The sequence below is a fragment of the Vulcanisaeta sp. JCM 16159 genome (assembly GCF_001316265.1).
Taxonomy (GTDB): domain Archaea; phylum Thermoproteota; class Thermoprotei; order Thermoproteales; family Thermocladiaceae; genus Vulcanisaeta.
This window is the reverse complement of sequence record NZ_BBDN01000002.1, coordinates 56,073-72,311: the sequence shown is the minus strand read 5'-3', so window position 1 is coordinate 72,311 and position 16,239 is coordinate 56,073. Positions and strand designations below refer to the sequence as shown.

The 16,239-nt window shown below is 43.1% G+C and carries 22 protein-coding genes and 1 pseudogene; 14 read left to right on the top strand and 9 right to left on the bottom strand.

Features of this window, described 5'->3' with window-relative positions; translation table 11 throughout:
- Positions 1–2 precede the first annotated feature (2 nt).
- Positions 3–773: a crotonase/enoyl-CoA hydratase family protein gene (locus tag JCM16159_RS01870; RefSeq protein ID WP_054856895.1), complete on the top strand. Its 771-nt coding sequence runs from the start codon at positions 3–5 to the stop codon at positions 771–773.
- Positions 774–980: 207 nt separating this feature from the next.
- On the opposite strand, the gene JCM16159_RS18240 is transcribed toward JCM16159_RS01870, so the two are convergent.
- The 3 genes from JCM16159_RS18240 to JCM16159_RS01865 are packed head-to-tail and all read right to left on the bottom strand — an operon-like array spanning position 981 to position 3,929.
- Positions 981–1,115: a hypothetical protein gene (locus JCM16159_RS18240; protein ID WP_367834207.1), complete on the bottom strand. Its 135-nt coding sequence runs from the start codon at positions 1,113–1,115 to the stop codon at positions 981–983.
- Positions 1,093–1,317 carry a hypothetical protein gene (locus tag JCM16159_RS13520; RefSeq protein ID WP_243665563.1) on the bottom strand — a complete coding sequence of 75 codons (225 nt, stop codon included), beginning with the start codon at positions 1,315–1,317 and terminating at the stop codon, positions 1,093–1,095. The genes JCM16159_RS18240 and JCM16159_RS13520 overlap by 23 nt, the downstream gene beginning before the upstream one ends.
- 5 nt (positions 1,318–1,322) lie before the next feature.
- Positions 1,323–3,929 carry a penicillin acylase family protein gene (locus tag JCM16159_RS01865; protein ID WP_054856783.1) on the bottom strand — a complete coding sequence of 869 codons (2,607 nt, stop codon included), beginning with the start codon at positions 3,927–3,929 and terminating at the stop codon, positions 1,323–1,325.
- 258 nt (positions 3,930–4,187) lie between these two features.
- On the opposite strand from JCM16159_RS01865, the gene JCM16159_RS18235 reads away from it, so the two are divergent.
- The 13 genes and pseudogenes from JCM16159_RS18235 to JCM16159_RS01810 all read left to right on the top strand — a co-directional run bounded on the left by JCM16159_RS18235 (position 4,188) and on the right by JCM16159_RS01810 (position 13,389).
- On the top strand, positions 4,188–4,685 hold the full coding sequence (locus JCM16159_RS18235) for an MFS transporter (RefSeq protein WP_367834206.1): 498 nt from the start codon (positions 4,188–4,190) through the stop codon (positions 4,683–4,685).
- A gap of 20 nt (positions 4,686–4,705) precedes the next feature.
- Positions 4,706–5,368, top strand: a complete 663-nt coding sequence (locus JCM16159_RS18230; protein WP_054856781.1) for an MFS transporter — start codon at positions 4,706–4,708, stop codon at positions 5,366–5,368.
- Between the two features lie 200 nt (positions 5,369–5,568).
- Complete coding sequence (locus JCM16159_RS01850; protein ID WP_054856780.1) at positions 5,569–6,417, top strand: alpha/beta fold hydrolase; 849 nt, start codon at positions 5,569–5,571, stop codon at positions 6,415–6,417.
- A gap of 1 nt (position 6,418) precedes the next feature.
- On the top strand, positions 6,419–6,697 hold the full coding sequence (locus JCM16159_RS01845) for an AMP-binding protein (protein ID WP_054856779.1): 279 nt from the start codon (positions 6,419–6,421) through the stop codon (positions 6,695–6,697).
- Complete coding sequence (locus JCM16159_RS01840) at positions 6,648–7,850, top strand: class I adenylate-forming enzyme family protein (RefSeq protein ID WP_243665562.1); 1,203 nt, start codon at positions 6,648–6,650, stop codon at positions 7,848–7,850. The genes JCM16159_RS01845 and JCM16159_RS01840 overlap by 50 nt, the downstream gene beginning before the upstream one ends.
- Before the next feature lie 6 nt (positions 7,851–7,856).
- Positions 7,857–8,060: a hypothetical protein gene (locus tag JCM16159_RS01835; protein WP_054856777.1), complete on the top strand. Its 204-nt coding sequence runs from the start codon at positions 7,857–7,859 to the stop codon at positions 8,058–8,060.
- A gap of 119 nt (positions 8,061–8,179) precedes the next feature.
- Positions 8,180–8,842, top strand: a complete 663-nt coding sequence (locus JCM16159_RS01830; RefSeq protein ID WP_054856776.1) for a 3-oxoacyl-[acyl-carrier-protein] synthase III C-terminal domain-containing protein — start codon at positions 8,180–8,182, stop codon at positions 8,840–8,842.
- Positions 8,843–8,881: 39 nt separating this feature from the next.
- Complete coding sequence (locus JCM16159_RS18225; protein WP_367834227.1) at positions 8,882–9,073, top strand: TetR/AcrR family transcriptional regulator; 192 nt, start codon at positions 8,882–8,884, stop codon at positions 9,071–9,073.
- 26 nt (positions 9,074–9,099) lie between these two features.
- Positions 9,100–9,360, top strand: coding sequence for a hypothetical protein (locus JCM16159_RS01825; RefSeq protein WP_243665561.1), 261 nt, complete (start codon positions 9,100–9,102; stop codon positions 9,358–9,360).
- Positions 9,361–9,567: 207 nt separating this feature from the next.
- A complete protein-coding gene (locus tag JCM16159_RS01820) occupies positions 9,568–11,070 on the top strand; it encodes an acyl-CoA dehydrogenase family protein (protein WP_243665560.1) in 1,503 nt (500 codons plus the stop codon).
- On the top strand, positions 11,067–11,216 hold the full coding sequence (locus tag JCM16159_RS13510; RefSeq protein WP_243665559.1) for a hypothetical protein: 150 nt from the start codon (positions 11,067–11,069) through the stop codon (positions 11,214–11,216). Before JCM16159_RS01820 ends, JCM16159_RS13510 begins: the two co-directional genes overlap by 4 nt.
- A 6-nt stretch (positions 11,217–11,222) precedes the next feature.
- Positions 11,223–12,792, top strand: a pseudogene (locus JCM16159_RS01815) (AMP-binding protein).
- A 156-nt stretch (positions 12,793–12,948) separates the two neighbouring features.
- Positions 12,949–13,389 carry a cyclic nucleotide-binding/CBS domain-containing protein gene (locus tag JCM16159_RS01810; RefSeq protein ID WP_054856774.1) on the top strand — a complete coding sequence of 147 codons (441 nt, stop codon included), beginning with the start codon at positions 12,949–12,951 and terminating at the stop codon, positions 13,387–13,389.
- A gap of 23 nt (positions 13,390–13,412) precedes the next feature.
- Here JCM16159_RS01810 and JCM16159_RS01805 read toward each other — a convergent pair whose 3' ends face one another.
- The 6 genes from JCM16159_RS01805 to JCM16159_RS01785 all read right to left on the bottom strand — a co-directional run bounded on the left by JCM16159_RS01805 (position 13,413) and on the right by JCM16159_RS01785 (position 16,141).
- Complete coding sequence (locus JCM16159_RS01805; RefSeq protein ID WP_243665556.1) at positions 13,413–14,021, bottom strand: 2-oxoacid:acceptor oxidoreductase family protein; 609 nt, start codon at positions 14,019–14,021, stop codon at positions 13,413–13,415.
- Positions 14,011–14,259, bottom strand: coding sequence for a ferredoxin family protein (locus JCM16159_RS01800; RefSeq protein ID WP_054856772.1), 249 nt, complete (start codon positions 14,257–14,259; stop codon positions 14,011–14,013). The genes JCM16159_RS01805 and JCM16159_RS01800 overlap by 11 nt, the downstream gene beginning before the upstream one ends.
- On the bottom strand, positions 14,240–14,464 hold the full coding sequence (locus tag JCM16159_RS13500) for a hypothetical protein (RefSeq protein ID WP_243665555.1): 225 nt from the start codon (positions 14,462–14,464) through the stop codon (positions 14,240–14,242). The genes JCM16159_RS01800 and JCM16159_RS13500 overlap by 20 nt, the downstream gene beginning before the upstream one ends.
- Positions 14,465–14,525: 61 nt before the next feature.
- Entirely contained in the window at positions 14,526–14,912 is a 387-nt protein-coding gene (locus JCM16159_RS13495; RefSeq protein WP_243665554.1) for a thiamine pyrophosphate-dependent enzyme, read from the bottom strand.
- Positions 14,913–15,072: 160 nt separating this feature from the next.
- Positions 15,073–15,546, bottom strand: a complete 474-nt coding sequence (locus JCM16159_RS01790; protein ID WP_243665553.1) for a transketolase C-terminal domain-containing protein — start codon at positions 15,544–15,546, stop codon at positions 15,073–15,075.
- Complete coding sequence (locus tag JCM16159_RS01785; RefSeq protein ID WP_054856770.1) at positions 15,506–16,141, bottom strand: thiamine pyrophosphate-binding protein; 636 nt, start codon at positions 16,139–16,141, stop codon at positions 15,506–15,508. Before JCM16159_RS01785 ends, JCM16159_RS01790 begins: the two co-directional genes overlap by 41 nt.
- Positions 16,142–16,239: the final 98 nt, after the last annotated feature.

The window sequence follows — 16,239 nt, the reverse complement described above, 5'->3', positions numbered from 1 at the left end:
GGATGATGAGTTATAGGAATATCGTTGTTGAGGAGAGGGGTCGTATCTTCATAGTCACCATTAATAGGCCTGAGCGTAGGAACGCCATTGACGCCGACACGGCTGAGGAGCTTTACAGGGCTTGGACGTATTTTGATAATAATCCTGACCTTTACGTTGGTGTGATAACTGGGGCCGGCGGTAACTTTAGCTCTGGGGCTGACCTATATGACATTGATAGGTTGATAAACAGGGTGTCTAATTCCGAGGGGCCGCTGGGCTTCACGAGACTTAGGCTCTCCAAGCCTGTCATAGCCGCGGTTAGTGGTTACTGCGTGGCCGGTGGCTTGGAAATCGCCCTATGGGCCGATATTCGGGTTGCCGATAAAACCGCTAAGTTCGGCTTTCTGGAGAGGAGGTTTGGTGTTCCTCTTGTGGACGGTGGCACACAAAGACTTGCTAGAATTATTGGACTTGGTAGGGCTCTTGACTTAATACTGACTGGGCGGTTGATAAGTGCTGAGGAGGCTTACCAATGGGGTTTGGTTAGTTACCTGGTTGATGAGGGTAAGGCCATTGATAAAGCCATTGAGATTGCAGAATTGATAAGTAAGTATCCCCAGGAAACCCTTAGGAATGATAGGCTTGCCGTGTACGAGGGTTTGGACAAGCCATTGAGTGAAGGCTTAATTATTGAGATGAATTACGGGCTGAAGTCAATAAGGACAGGCGAGATATATGAAGGGGTAAGGAAATTTAAGGAGGGAATGGGGAGGCATGGCGACTTGATTTAGTGAATTGAGTAATGCACGTATGTAGGCAGGTATGGACATTACGAAGCCAGCAGTAAGAAATGGGCGACTTATAGATTATGAAGGAAAATAACAACTGACGATATTGAAGAAGTTAATTGCGGTGTCATGAATAATACTTAATGATAATGACCATAAATTTTAGGGTAGTAAGTCAGTGCTTGGTTATTTTACGTATATAGTGGCCAATCAGTCCGCCGAGCCTGATAGTGCGAGGGCTATTAATAACGTTATTATTAGGAGTATTATTGAGCCAATGATGCTATATGGTAATCCGATTATTGCAGCGGTTACCTCACCGTCATATATCGCATACGGATTCATGAAAATAACGACTAAGACGCCTATGAACGGACACGCCTGTGCAGATGAACGCTGATGATGCCTTATCGGAGTTTAGGACGTAACCGATTATTAACCCTAGCGCAGCTATTAATAACCAATAACCCGCATATGCTAATGCAAATGAAATAACTAGGTTAATGATGAACAGGGTCCAGAAACGAGTCGTGTAACTCATGGCCATGCCCATCACCCTGGCAACGATGCGTTCGGTAGGTATAGATAGTAGAAGTATTGCGGTAAGCCGGGCGGTATTAACGTGTAGTATTGACCAACGAGCCAGTACTCAGTCGTATCGTTATAAAACGGGCTTAGTGGATTCTCCGAAATACCACCTGGGTAAACACCAACGCCAGTGAGTGGATTTGCCATGTCGACTATCTGGCGCCAGCTCGGTCCTTCATTAGATATTAGGCCGTAGGCCGCATTAATGGTATTGCAATCACCAGGTGCTGGGAATGGACCGACGGACAACGCATTTATACCGAAGAGACTTGTTAACTCCCTGTAATGCACCCTTCCCCAGTACCAGGTTGATGGGTTTGGACCGAGTTCATGCATTAACTCCGTTATTGTTTGGTTGAATGCCAGCAACATGACGATTGTGGCATTCCTCTCTTGGCCCGTTAATGGATCATCAAACCACTGAATGTTTGGGTAATTATTAGTCCAATTTGCTAGGTCCAGCACTAATGGCCCATGGAATGCCGCGTCCGGGCCTAGGAATAGTGAGAACTGGCCTAAGCCGTCGGCTGGCGTTATGTTGTAGTACTGGAACCAGGGCATGAATGTGTCGTTTAAGTAATTCCAAAGCCAGAAGTAGTATATCGTTGCTGCGGCGGAGTTGGTCGTGAAGTCGCCATTCCAATTCCTCAATAGCTCGTATGCCTCGACCTCGATTGGCGTTAGTTGGCTTAGATGCGTGGATAGTGCATTGAGTAGTGGTGGTAGGAATAGGTTGGTGGAGTAATCATGTACATTGAGTTGTATGGCCTCCATTGATGCGTAGGTTATGTTGCCCTCGTCCTCGAACTGCGATAGTAATGTGTAAATCTCGTCAGCCCTGAAGCCGCTTTCGAATACCCAACCCACGTAGTACGGGTAGTTGGGTGATACGAGTATTTCATTTGCCGATAATGCGAAGTGCGAGGGTGGGTTTAGTACGTAGGGCTGGTATTGAGTTGGTATGAAACCGACCCAGTCGTATGACCCATTACCGAGCATGACAGCCCTTGGGTCACCACCCATGACGATTGGGTATAACCCCCAGGCAAATATTCCAATATTGCCGTACCTATCGGCATACGCAAAGTTCTGAATACCGACCTTGAAGTAAGATAGGGCATTGAGGAAGTCCGATAGGTTCCTCGCAATGTCGAAGTACAGGAATGTCGCGCCCTCATCTGTTGGGTACATACCGGTCCAATTCATAACTATAATCACATTACTGTAATTTGCAATTACCACACCATTGCGTGCAAGATAGACATTATATGGCACATAACCAACACCCTTAACATAGATCTCCTCGTGAATAACCTCAAAGGGTAACCAGGAACCATCATAGTAATACTCACCTGGGTGGTCTGGGCTTGTGACCTCCACGTAGTAATAAACCACCTGAGGCTCGGCATCCGTGGCGCCCCAGGCAACGTATGGGTTATGGCCGAGTATTACACCGGGCACCCCAGGAAAAACGACACCAACGACATTCATGCCAGGCCCAACCAATTGGAACCCAATCCATATGGATGGTACCGTGGTTGTTAAGTGAGGGTCATTTGCCAGAAATGCCTGCCCATTTGGCGATAAAGCCACCCAATTATTGCTGCCCTCATCGGTTAAACCTATTACTAAGTGCTCGAATGGGTTTATGCCAGGTAGGAGTTTACTAGCTAATGAGTCTCTGAACGCCGTATCACCCTCAATATAGAACTTTATTGCCTCATCAATAGCGTTAAGAAACTCCTGTTTTGTAATGCCGGGAGGCAGTGGATTCAATGAGTATAGGTCTAGGTAGTTCATGTCCCCTGCGGTGTTGTAAATGCCTGGGTTCCATTCCTTGGGATATACAGGGTATTGAATTGATGATGGGTACGCAGGGTAAAACGCATAAATGACCTGCGGTGGCATTTTAATGAGGGCCACGGTGAACGGTAATTGATCAGCCGACCCACTCAATGACCACGTGAGCAATTGCTGTATGGCGAAGGTATCCTTCATGGTCCATGGAGGTGGCCTGAATCCAAGTACCTTAAATATTATTGGTATCCTACTTGGGGTCAGGGAATTAACATAGGCATTCACGCCGAGTACATAATAATACAGCGCCTCATAGGTGAAGCCTGACTTATTTAGTGAGTTTACTATTTCCTGAGTAACCTGCGGCGTTAATAATGTTCTGAAGAACTCATCGCTGGGAAGTACCGATGGACCCAGCATTGATGATAGGTTACCCATACTCATCATTGCCATGAAATAAATCTGGGCAAGCCTATACTCAGCCGTTAGGTAACCCTCCTCATAAAACACGGCCCAAGTCTCGTTGGAGGCAATCCTAATGAAGCCATCGGGAGTTATACAGACAACAACAGCCGCGGAACTACCATTAAGCGTTATAACACTGCTATGGCAACCAACACTGGAGGGAGGAGAAACACTACTCCAGATGCCAGTACCTGGGTTAAGAACCTGCCCAAGCGGTGCCATAATACTAATAGGAACACTCAACAAAACCACAACTAAAACCAAGCCAACTAACGCTAAGCCAAACTTTACATAAATCGATACAGCCATACAATATTTAACGATTAAGGCTAAGCTTATAAAAATAGAAATTTTATAAAGTATGTAAATTATACTATGAAATAAAAAGAAGATATTTAAAAATAAATGCTTTATTACGCCCGATATAATAAATTATATTCAAGTCTTCAATGATCATAATATAATGAGCATAAAGACCTTATTTTATTTTTCGTATATTTTATTTATAATTTTATTAATGTCTATTCTTAAATAGAGTATTGCAGTATAATTTGACAGGTGGGTCAAGTGTCAGATAAAGAGCTTAAGCTTGGTGAACTTCGAGCCAGAATAGATAGACTCCCCATAAGGCCCTACCCAGTTTCTTGGATGGTCATTATTGGGCTTGGTTACTTCTTTGCGTTTTATGATATACTAACATTATCATTCGCTATAGTTTCACCCATGGTTCAACAATTAAAAATGACCAGGCTAGAGATTAGTGAAGCAGTCTCTGCTTCACTGTTTAGTTATATAATTGGTGCCTATTTCGTGGCGACGATAAGCGATTATTGGGGGCGTAGGTGGGGGTTAATAACCAATGCCATATTAATTGCCGTTGGTTCTCTTGGTAGTGCCTTATCAACTAATGCTATAGTTTTGATAGTAAGTAGGTTAATAACGGGTATGGGCATTGGAGCTGAAATAGCTATAATAAATACATACATATCGGAGATAACGCCTGCCTACATTAGAGGCAAGATGGTTCAATTCACATACCTAGCAGGCGCCTGGGCTTCGCAGTAACACCATTTATAGCATTTGCCTTGATACCAATATCACCAATAGGCTGGAGGTGGTTATTTGGGCTTGGCGCGCTTGTTGCCGCAGCGATAGTACCACTAAGATACTTAATGCCGGAAAGCCCCAGGTGGCTTACAATAAAGGGTAAGATCGATGAGGCAGAGAGAGTCGTTAAGATGCTTGAAGATTTTGTTGAGAGAAGGATTAAGCCATTACCGCCAGTTCCACCGCCACTCCCTGAAAAGGTACTAACGAAGTTTCCAACTGCCGAATTATTCAATAGAAAGTATGGGCCTAGGCTCATAATGGCTATCCTATTCTGGTTCTTTGATTACATGCTAGCATACGGGGTGATTGGATTCGCACCATACATTTTTGTGGCTGCAGGCTTTACGTTCACGACAGCCACCTGGTACATAGCGCTGGGTAGTATTGGTTATATAGTTGGTGCCTTGTCCATGGCGCCCATAGCCGATAAGTGGGAAAGGAAATACCTTGTTGCATCAGCCTTTAGTATAGCCACGCTCGCGGTGTTCCTATACGCTGTTGCGGTTGCTATACGTTCACCAATAGTACTAACAATAGGCGCATTCCTGGGCGCCTTCGCAACCGCATTCGCCGTACCTGCCTATACATATACCGCTGAATTATTCCCAACAAGGCTAGAGCAAGTGGATTCGCCTTAGCCGACGGGGTTGGTCACCTTGGTGGTGCCGTTGTTCCCTTCATAATTTACCTCGTCTTTAATCCATTAAAACCGCTTAGCACCGGTGTGTGGACCTTCGTATTACTTGGCATATTTGAGATCATCGCAACATCGATAGTACTCACCGGTCCGAGAACAACTAAATTAAGGCTTGAACAAGTTTCTGACTGAGGGGATAATATGAGGAGTGGTTATGCAATTACAAGAGATGGAACGTCAATATACTACGAAGTTGATGGAGAGGGGGAACCATTAATATTAATCGAAGGTTTAGGCTACGCTAATTGGATGTGGATTAAACAAAGAACGCTTGCTAACTACGTGAAATTAATAATATATGATAATAGAGGGGCTGGATTATCCTCAAGGCCCGATAAACCATATACCATGGATGATTTTTCAAATGATCTTGAGGATCTCATGAATTATTTATCAATAGACAAGGCGTTTATATGGGGTGTCTCAATGGGCGGTATGATAGCTATGTACTTCGCATATAAGAACCCAGGTAGAGTTAAAGGTCTAATTCTTGGTGAGACAAATTTCGGCATTAAATCATTACCGCCAAGTAAGGAGGCCCTTGAAGTATTATTGCAGCCTCCTAATCCTAACCTTGATAGAAGGCAGATGCTTATTGAGAGGATGAAGGTGGCATTTTCTAGAAGCTTCTTTGAGATGCATAGGGATGAAGTTGAACGTATTGTGGATTTGAGGATGAGGTTTGAGGAGGACCCAAAGGCATATAATAATCAATTGGCTGCAGTATTAACATTCGACTTTAAGGATAAGTTGCCGGTAATAACTGTTCCAACATTTATAGTGACTGGGGATGAGGATTACGTGGTTAATCCCGAGAATTCCCACATAATGAATCAATTAATACCTAATAGTAAACTCGTTATACTAAGGGGGGCAGGTCATTTAGCAATCATCGAACGTGCCGACGACTATAATAGGTTAGTTCTTAACTTCATAAATGAGGTTATTAACGGCACATTTAAACCATCAAAGGAGCCCATGGTGATCTAAAATGCTTGAGAGCTTACTTAAGCATAGGGCTAGAATTGAGGACTCAATAGCCATTAAGGTAGGAGATAAATCCTACACATACTCCCAGCTTGAGTCCTTATCGAATAAGGTCGCCTTCGCACTGCATAGGCTGGGTGTTAAACCTAGTGATAGGGTGGTCACCCTCGTAAAATCGCCATTATACCATGTAGCATTATTTTTTTGCGTTAAGGAAAATAGGGGCGGTATTAGTGCCCGTAAATCCAAGGCTTGGGCAGGACTTCCTAAAATTTGTGATTAATGATGTTAATCCATCGCTCGTAATAGATGATTACTTCAATGAGGGCGTAAGAATGGATGAAGTACTTAAGGAGGCGTACGATGAGTATAGGTATGAGTATAGAATGAACCTTAACGAAATCGCTATGATATTATACACGGGTGGAACCACGGGACCTCCTAAGGGCGCGATGATTCATGAAGGATCCATATTATGGAACGCCATAATAACAGTGCTGTCATGGGGTTTAACGAGGAGTGATTGTACCCTCGTTTCACTACCTCTTTATCATACCGGTGGGTGGAATGTATTAATGATGCCCTTATTATTAGTTGGTGGACGTGTCGTTTTACCTGATACTGATAAATTCGATGCTGATTGGACAATAGAGACCTTGGCCAGGGAAAAGTGCACAGTATACATGGGCGTGCCAACAATGCTTGATTCCATAAGTAAGTCGCCTCTCTTTGATAGGGTTGACCTTTCTCATGTGTTATTTATAAGTGGTGGTGGACCATTGCTGCCAAATGTAGCTAAACGCTTTATTGATAAGGGCTATAGGCTATTTCAGGGCTATGGATTAACGGAGGCGGGTCCCAATAACTTTTACATATCGCCAGAACGTTATAAGGATAAATTAATGTCGGTGGGAAAACCCCTTCTCTTTATTGAAATGAGACTGTCAAGTGATGGAGAACTATTAATAAAGGGACCCCACGTATTCAAGGGTTATTGGAATAGACCCGGTGAAAATCCATTCACGAGCGATGGTTATCTAATGACCGGCGACTTATTCACCGTCGATAATGAAGGCGACTTCTCATTCCTCGATAGAAAGAAGGACATGATTAAGACTGGAGGTGAGAATGTATATTCAACAGAGGTTGAGGTGGCACTAAAGCAACTACCGTATATAGATGATGCGGCCGTGTTTGGGGCGGATGAACATTGGGGGGAGGCTGTTATTGCAATTGCAGTTAAAAAGCCTGGTTTTAAGGTGACTGAGGATGATGTAAAGAGAGATCTTAAGAAAGTCCTGGCATCATACAAAGTACCAAAGCGTATAATATTCGTTAGGGAGATCCCAAAGACACAGATTGGTAAGATTTCAAAAAGGGAGTTACGTGAGAGATATTTAAGGGATGGCTTTAAAGACATACTCGATACTTCGTGATTATTTATGAGGAAGGCTTATATCGTAGATTATGAATTATATATACCAAGTACATACGTTGATTATAAACAATTGTCCCTGGAGACAGGCTTGCCTGATTGGGTTGTGAGGGATAAACTGGGTATTAGTAGGAAACCCATTGAGAAGTCATTGTCCGTTTCTGATATGGCGAAGCTCGTTGCTAAAAAAATTAATGAGCAAGTATGGTAACTTAAAGATTGATTTAGTCGTATATGCAGGTTCTGACTTTAAGGATAAGTACGTATGGGATGTGGCGCCTGACGTAATAGGCCATTTGCTTAAGTAATGCCTATGGTGTTGACGTATCAATGCAGTGCGTTAGTAGTATTGTCGCGCTTGACTTATTGAAACCAAGATTAGCCATAAAGGATGAGGACTCTTACATATTACTAGTTAGTGCAACAAAGCAAAGCATGATAGTTAATTACAGAGATAAGGCCTCAACATTCATGTATGATTTCTCGGACGGGGCCGCTGCGGTTTTGTTGAGTAATGTTGATGGAAAGTACGAAGTTCTTGAAAGCTCAATAATAACTGATGGAAGATTCTCTAATGTTGTGTATCAAAGGCTTGGTGAGAGATTCATAAATGATTATAACCAGGGATATTTACTACAGGTTAATAGGAATGAGGATTTTAACAAGAGCTTTGAGGAGATTTCATTAAGGAATTTCTTATATGTTATAAAGAATGCCCTGGAGAGAAGTGGCCTTACCATAAATGATGTTGATTATTTTGCAATACTTCATATGAAGAGGTCATTCCATGATAGAATACTAAGAGAATTAGGCGTGTCTTCTGATAAATCGATTTACCTTGAGAATTACGGGCACATGCAGGCTGTGGACCCATTCTTATCATTATGGTTAGCGGAACAAAGCGGTAAAGTCAGAAAGGGTAGTATCATAGTTTTGGTTGCAGCGGGAACTGGTTGGACATGGGGTGCCACGGTGCTTCAACGCGTTAAATAATTTTCTTGCAAAATTTAAATTGCGTTGTTTTATTGATAAATAAAACATGAAGTATTCTCCGAAAACAAAGAGGGAGAGGAGTCATTAAATAAGATATTAAGTGCTGCCATAGCCGTAATAGCTGAGAAAGGATTTAACGATGCGTCAATTGATGAAATAACATCGAGGGCTGGCGTATCACATGGGCTTTTTTTTACTTCTACTTTAATAATAAGGATGAGTTATTGGTAGAACTCATTAAACGAATAAATAAGGATATGAGACACTACTTAACATTAAGTACCTCAGGACTTTCTAATAGGGTATCAATAGAGAAGAGGGGGTTTGAAGCGTTCTTTGATTGGATGTACCATAATCAGTATCTTTATAAAATATTAATAGAGGCTGAATCGAATAATATTGAAATTTATAAGTGGCATTACATGAAACTTTCTGAAAGATATTCCATGAGGTTGGTAGAAGCTATGAATAGGAATGAGATAGCTAGATATGACCAGAGGTGCTTTCCTTCGCCCTAATGGGCATTGCTGATTTTATAGCTAAACGATATATTCTATGGGTAGATAGTAAGATACCTAGTTATGTAATTAATGAGGTAAATAGGATACTTGAGAGGATATTAAATCCTGAGTGTAGCTGTTGATATCTTCAATATAAAGTATATATTTGCTTATGCACTATAATAAAGGTAAACTTTATAAGAGAATTATATTAAATAATAATGTATGTCAAATTATCTCGAAAACAATATAGACGTGTATGGTTTTCTGTCCAATATCTATGGTATGAATGTTTATGACATTGATAAGCCATTACAGCGGTTTCTCCAGTATTTTATTGGTAAGGTTCCTTCCTTTAGTGAATTAGGGATTTTTGCCGGCCGTGATTTACTTGAAATTACTGATTATGTGGATAAGGTTTCGAGACCTAGGCATATTATGTGGGATATCAATGGTAATAGGGTCGATAGGGTTTGGCTGAATCCGGTTGAGAGATGGGCTATTGAGAAGTTGGTGCTCGATTTCGGCATAAACAAGCCTCCATATCATGGCGGTAGTTGGCATGAACACTACGCAATGGGGTTCCTAGTATCAGACCCAGGTCTTTACTGTATAATCACCATAACAATCCAGACGGCATACGCACTATATAAGTATGGTAATGATGAACTGAGGAGGTACATACCGAGGCTGATTGGCGATGAGCGCCCAATTAATTTCGGCGCCACGTGGTTCACGGAGGTGCAGGGAGGCAGCGATCTAGGTGCTAATGCTACGATTGCCAAAAGAGATGGTGATTTATGGAGGCTTTACGGCGATAAGTACTTCGCCAGTGGGGTTGGGTTGGCCGACATTGCATTGACATCAGCGAGACCGGAGGGTGGTAGAGCTGGGGCTAAGGGATTGGCGTTGTTTGCCGTTCCTCGCCTAAATTCGAAGGGGGACCTTAACTTCATAGTTAGGAGGTTAAAGGAGAAGAGTGGTACGAACTCAGTACCCACCGGTGAGGTTGAGTTTCACGGTACTGAGGCGTACCTCATCGGCGACTTAAGCAATGGCATTTACTATATAATGGAAGATTTAATGGTTTCAAGGCTTGCCAACGCTATTGGCGCTGTTGGTGTTGCCAGAAAGGCTTACCTGGAGGCTTATGAGTATGCCAATAAGAGGAGCGCATTTGGTAAGTTGCTCATCGAGCATCCATTGGTGATTAGGGACTTGATGGATATGGAGGTGACTATAGAGGGTGCGACAGCGTTGGTCTTCAAGGCTGTGAATGAATTTGATAAATCATGGCGTGATAAACCACCATACAGTGAACACTACCACTATGCCAGATTACTAACCCACATTGCTAAGAATGTCACGGCGGACGCTGCGGCATACGTAACTAGACTTGCCATGGAGTTGCACGGCGGCATTGGGTTCCTGAGTGAGTATCCAATTGAGAGGTGGCATAGGGAGGCCTTGATAACGCCTATTTGGGAGGGTACGAGCAATATACAGGCATTGGATATGCTAGAGGCGATGACCAAGAAAAACGCACATATTGCAATGCTCAATGACCTTGAGAATATCGTAGCCGAGATCAAGGCATACCACAATACTGCTGAGGCGGCGATGAATGTTATAAGGAGTACGTTACAGACGGCTACGTCATTAAGTCCATTGGAGGTTGAGTTTAGGGCTAAGGATATACTATCACTACTAGGCATGCAATTGCCGTGATAATCCTAACACATATTGCAGAAAGATTGGGAATTGATAGGTATGCGCTGGTGGCTGAGTTATATCTTGAGAAGTATTTGCAGAGTGGTTATAAAGTTGGTTCATATGACTTAGGTAAAAGGATAATAAATATTGAGGAGGGGTGATGATGAATGGAGGGCTTCGGTATTGGGTTTACGGTAAACAATGTTATAAAGAGAGCTGCGATATTGTGCCTGAAACTGAGATAGTTTGGGAAGACAATAGGATTAGTTACGGCGAAGCGTATAAACGCATTATTTCGTTGGCCAATTCATTATTATCATTGGGTATTCGTAAGGGCACGGTTATTGGTGTTGCCGATTGGAATACGTTACCGATGTTTGAGCTCCACTACGCAGCGGCTATGATTGGCGCCATAATTTACCCAGTGAATGTAAGATTACCGCCTGACCAAATAGCGTATACGATCAAGATGGCCGATACGGAGTGGCTGTTTTACTCCGGTGACTTTAGGGCGCTAAGCACATTAGTAAGTAAGGATAGGACTATAGGACTGGACCCTGAGTGCAATACAAAGTATTGCTATAATGACCTAGTTAATACCAAAGCTACCAAGGAACCCGAGATTGAGATTACTGGAAGGGACTTTTACTCAATATTATTTACATCAGGCACAACGAGTCTCCCCAAAGCCGTTAGGTATACTCATGAGAAGTTTGTACATGGCGCATTGGCTATAGCATACCAACTTAGCATGTATAATACGCCGGCTAGCCTACATCAGGGTGATGTGATAATGCCATTTATACCATTTTACCATATTCACTCATGGGGTAGCTTCATTCATGCACCATACCTATGCGATAAGTATGTATTAATGGGCAGGTTCACACCTGATAAGGCATTAAAACTTATTGAGGCTGAAGGAGTTACTTGGGTAAATGCCGTACCTACTATGATGTACATGCTTATTGACACGGCTGAAAAGATGGGTAAGACTAATGTATTACGTGGATTAAAGGCGTTGGTTGGTGGTATGCCAATAACTAGTGGACTCACTAAGAAGATGCATGAGCTCGGTATTAGCTTCTCATCCATATATGGAGGAACTGACATGCTTGCCACGTCAATCTCAATAGCCCCCAAGAACTATAATTCAATAGATAAATTCCTCGACTACATAAGATTAACAACGCACCCCGTACCCTTTGTCGAGGTAAGAATTGTCGACCCAGCAACAGGTAAGGATGTGAGCCCTGGCCAATTTGGTGAGGTTTGGTTGCGAGCTCCATGGTTACCATATGAGTATTACAAGGACCTGAAAAGACCAGGGAGAGTTATGTGGGTAGTTGGTTCAGGACTGGTGATGTTGGAATGATACTTAATGACGGTGGATTAAGAATACTTGATAGGCTTAAGGATGTAATCAAAAGCGGTGGAGAATGGATACCAACAAGCGTTCTCGAGGCCATTATTTCAAACATACCTGGCGTTGACTTGGTGGCTGTGATTGGAAGGCCGCATGAGAAGTGGGGTGAGAGACCTATAGCCATTATAAAGCCCAAGGAGGGCTATAACTTAACGAAGGAGCAAATATATGAGGCATTAAATAAAGAGGTTGATGCCGGCAGGATACCTAAGTGGTGGATGCCTGATGATGTAATTTTCGTTAAGGAGATTCCGTTAACGAGTACGGGCAAAATTGATAAGAAAGAACTGAAAAAGAATATACTTAGCTAAAGTTAATTTAAATAATGTATTAATAATACCATAATTATATTGATACTTGTTATAATGCATTTGTATATTAACCTATTATATTTATAAAGCCTTCGCTCAGTGTGAGTAGGGTATTCATTGAAGTTTTTATATATTGATCATTTACTCATTGCCCTGATGAGTACTACTGTTGACAAAGTACTCAGGAGGAAGGGAATAACCATTAATGCAAATACCTCTGTTAAGGATGCCATTGAATTAATGGTTAGAGAGAACATTGATTACTTGATAGTAACTGATGATAAGGGCAAGGTCATGGGTATCGTTACTGCTAATGATATATTAAGAACGGTAAGAAAGACGGATAGCTTAAACGTGAGCATTGATCAATGCTGTTCGTATAATAGGTTAGTTTCTGTGAAGTTAAGTGATAGCATTTATAGGGCTGCCTTGTTGATGAGTGAGTATGGCGTTAAGTACCTGCTTGTGGTTGATGATGAGGGTAATCCATGTGGTGTATTAACATCTGATGATGTTATTTGTGAAGATAGGATAATATCGAGGATGGCTGAGTTGGCAATGCCAAAGCAGTCTGAGGAGTATTACGGTGCCGATTGATATTTATGCAAATAAGCTTGGGCTTATTTAAAATTAAACGAATTTGTCTGCATCATTTTATAACCGATCTCCATCGCTTTGACATTCTTATTAATTATTTCTTCGATCCCCATCCTCCTACTTATTAATGTTTCCCTGAAGTAGTTAGTAATCACTCTTTTTGAGTACTCTAGTGATAACTTACCCCTTAGTAGTTCGGTGTTGCTTAGGTAGTTTATTGATGCGCCTAGGATTATTGCTGACACAAAGACGTCACTGCCCATTAGCCTTGCATTAGTTATTATGCTTAATTCACGGTATCTCTTACCGCTACATTGCGTTTTACCGCCCTTATCAACGTGATCATCAATGACTATAAGTCCATCATCCTTAACATAGCCACAGTACTTGTTATATGCCGGTTGTGTGAGTAGGAACGCCAGGTCTAACTTTCTAGCCTTTGGGTAGTCTATCTCCTCATCACTGATTATTACGTCTGACAAAGCATCACCGCCACGGGTTTGGAAGCCATACGATGGGCTGTAGACCACGTATAAGCTTGGGTCGGTCTCTATCACGATTAATGCCAATAACCTGCCAGCCGTAATCACGCCTTGACCACCAAAGCCGGCAAACCTAACCTCAAGCCTCACTCTCACCACCCCTGATAATTGTTATTGCATAGTCAGGGCAGTAGAGCTCACAGATTCCGCAGTCAACGCATCTATCCACGTACTTAGCCACGGGTAAGAATGCCCCGTAATCACCAACGATATTGGATACCTCAAAGACCTTCGTTGGGCACTTATCAACACAGATGTAACAGCCCTTGCATAGGTACTTATCCACATCAATCCTCACCACAACTGATTTACGTCTCGTGATCACCATCCTCCCTCACCTTACTCACCATACTCCACATAATTTCCTCATAGGTTGGTCTTTCGTAATCCGCGAACTTGCCAATGGTTATTTTATCTCCATACCTCGACTCATTGGATACCACGGTTATCTTTAGGAAGTAATCCATGATCCTTGACGGCCTATCAATGCCAATTACATACCTGCCTGATAAACAGGGCATTGGGATAGACATTCAAGTAGACCGAAGCCCCTATGAAGTAATAACTCCTTAATTGACTGAATGCACTGCTTAGCTAGTGGCACTGCCCACCTGCTACGTACGTGGCGCCAAGTGATACTGCTAACCTGCAGGCGTCAAGTGGTGGTTCTGGGTTACCGTAGGGTGTTGTGTGGGTTATAGCCTCCATGGGCGTTGTTGGGGCTACCTGACCTCCGGTCATACCGTAGAGCATGTTATTGACGAGGATCACCTTTATGCCGACATTCCTCCTTATCGTATGTATTAAGTGGTTGCCTCCAATCGATAGTAAGTCACCATCACCGGCAAATATCACGACCTCGCTATCGGGCCTTACGAGCTTTATACCCGTGGCAACAGATAATGCCCTACCATGGAGTGCGCGCACGATGTTGTACTTAAGCGGTACTGGTATATTACCTGAACACCCAATGCCCGTCACTATGTATAGCTTGGAATCATCAAACCTACCCTCCCGCTTTAACTCATCGATCGCCCTAATGAAGTATCCAAGTATTATGCCATTGCCACAGCCAGGCAGAATATAGTCCTCCTCCTACCCTGGGTATACTCACTGCGTAGGTACTTCTGAATGAGTGGGTTCATGAGGTAACACCCCTGGCGACATTGTATATTTCCTCTGGCGTCGGCATTTTACCACCAAGCTTTGGAATAGGCACAGCACTTAAGCCGAGCATCCTGAACTCGTTGGCCATATAACCAGCATTCATCTCAGGCACAATGACCGTATTCGCACCCCTCATGGCGTTTTTAATGGCGTTTTCTGGGAATGGCCAGAGAGTCACAAGCCGTAGAAAGCCGACTTTATAGCCATCCCGCCGAAGCATCTTAACGGCCGCCAATGCCGACCTCGCAGTACATCCGTAGGACGCTATAAAGACCTCGGGATCATCCTCCACATATTTAACCTCGATTCTCGATATCTTATCCACATCATCCCTAATCTTCCTTATCAATCGCCACAATGCCTTAGCCGATAGTTCAGGATCATTGGCCACGTTATAGCCCCTCTCATCATGAAGCTGACTTTCGAGTAGGAACCTCCTCATCACCATGCGTAGGTGGTGTGACGTGGGGTAGCACCGGGTATTCTCCAGGGTCTGGTACGTAGATCTTCTCCCACAGGTGCGCAGTGACCTCCTCCGTGAGTAATATCACCGGTGTGCGGTATTGCTCTGATAAGTTAATCGCATCTATTGTTAAATAGAGCAACTCCTGAACATTGGCGGGACTTAGGACTATTATCTCGTAGGACCCGTGAGAGCCATACCTGGCCTGAAAGACGTCTTGCTGCGATGGCATCGTTGGTTGGCCAGTCGATGGACCGCCCCTCTGGACATCAACGATTAATAACGGTACCTCGGCATTAATAGCATGTCCAATACCCTCTTGCATGAGTGAGAAGCCCGGCCCACTAGTTGCGACCATGGCTTTCCAATCTGCCACGGAGGCGCCTATTGCCATGTTTATGGCTGCCAATTCATCCTCGGTCTGCACAAAGATACCGCCAACCCTCGGCAATAACTGGGACATGTACTCAGCAATTTCGGTTGCTGGTGTTATTGGGTAGCCTGCATAAAATCTAACGCCTGCGTAAATGGCGCCACGGACCAGGGCCTCACTACCCATCATCAATGAGTACTTACCCATTTGGTAGATCCCGTAGATTAGTAATTAGAATTAAATTAAAAATATTATATCACTATTGCCATGAAATGCCTAGTAACATTTTTAATAATCATCAATAG

Coding starts and splice junctions, on each gene's coding strand:
- JCM16159_RS01870 (WP_054856895.1), top strand. CDS start 3: ATGATGAGTTATAGGAATATCGTTGTTGAGGAGAGGGGTCGTATCTTC.
- JCM16159_RS18240 (WP_367834207.1), bottom strand. CDS start 1,115: ATGAATCCGTATGCGATATATGACGGTGAGGTAACCGCTGCAATAATC.
- JCM16159_RS13520 (WP_243665563.1), bottom strand. CDS start 1,317: ATGGCCATGAGTTACACGACTCGTTTCTGGACCCTGTTCATCATTAAC.
- JCM16159_RS01865 (WP_054856783.1), bottom strand. CDS start 3,929: ATGGCTGTATCGATTTATGTAAAGTTTGGCTTAGCGTTAGTTGGCTTG.
- JCM16159_RS01850 (WP_054856780.1), top strand. CDS start 5,569: ATGAGGAGTGGTTATGCAATTACAAGAGATGGAACGTCAATATACTAC.
- JCM16159_RS01845 (WP_054856779.1), top strand. CDS start 6,419: ATGCTTGAGAGCTTACTTAAGCATAGGGCTAGAATTGAGGACTCAATA.
- JCM16159_RS01835 (WP_054856777.1), top strand. CDS start 7,857: ATGAGGAAGGCTTATATCGTAGATTATGAATTATATATACCAAGTACA.
- JCM16159_RS01830 (WP_054856776.1), top strand. CDS start 8,180: ATGCAGTGCGTTAGTAGTATTGTCGCGCTTGACTTATTGAAACCAAGA.
- JCM16159_RS01825 (WP_243665561.1), top strand. CDS start 9,100: ATGAGACACTACTTAACATTAAGTACCTCAGGACTTTCTAATAGGGTA.
- JCM16159_RS01820 (WP_243665560.1), top strand. CDS start 9,568: ATGTCAAATTATCTCGAAAACAATATAGACGTGTATGGTTTTCTGTCC.
- JCM16159_RS01810 (WP_054856774.1), top strand. CDS start 12,949: ATGAGTACTACTGTTGACAAAGTACTCAGGAGGAAGGGAATAACCATT.
- JCM16159_RS01800 (WP_054856772.1), bottom strand. CDS start 14,259: ATGGTGATCACGAGACGTAAATCAGTTGTGGTGAGGATTGATGTGGAT.
- JCM16159_RS13500 (WP_243665555.1), bottom strand. CDS start 14,464: ATGTCTATCCCAATGCCCTGTTTATCAGGCAGGTATGTAATTGGCATT.
- JCM16159_RS01790 (WP_243665553.1), bottom strand. CDS start 15,546: ATGGTGATGAGGAGGTTCCTACTCGAAAGTCAGCTTCATGATGAGAGG.
- JCM16159_RS01785 (WP_054856770.1), bottom strand. CDS start 16,141: ATGGGTAAGTACTCATTGATGATGGGTAGTGAGGCCCTGGTCCGTGGC.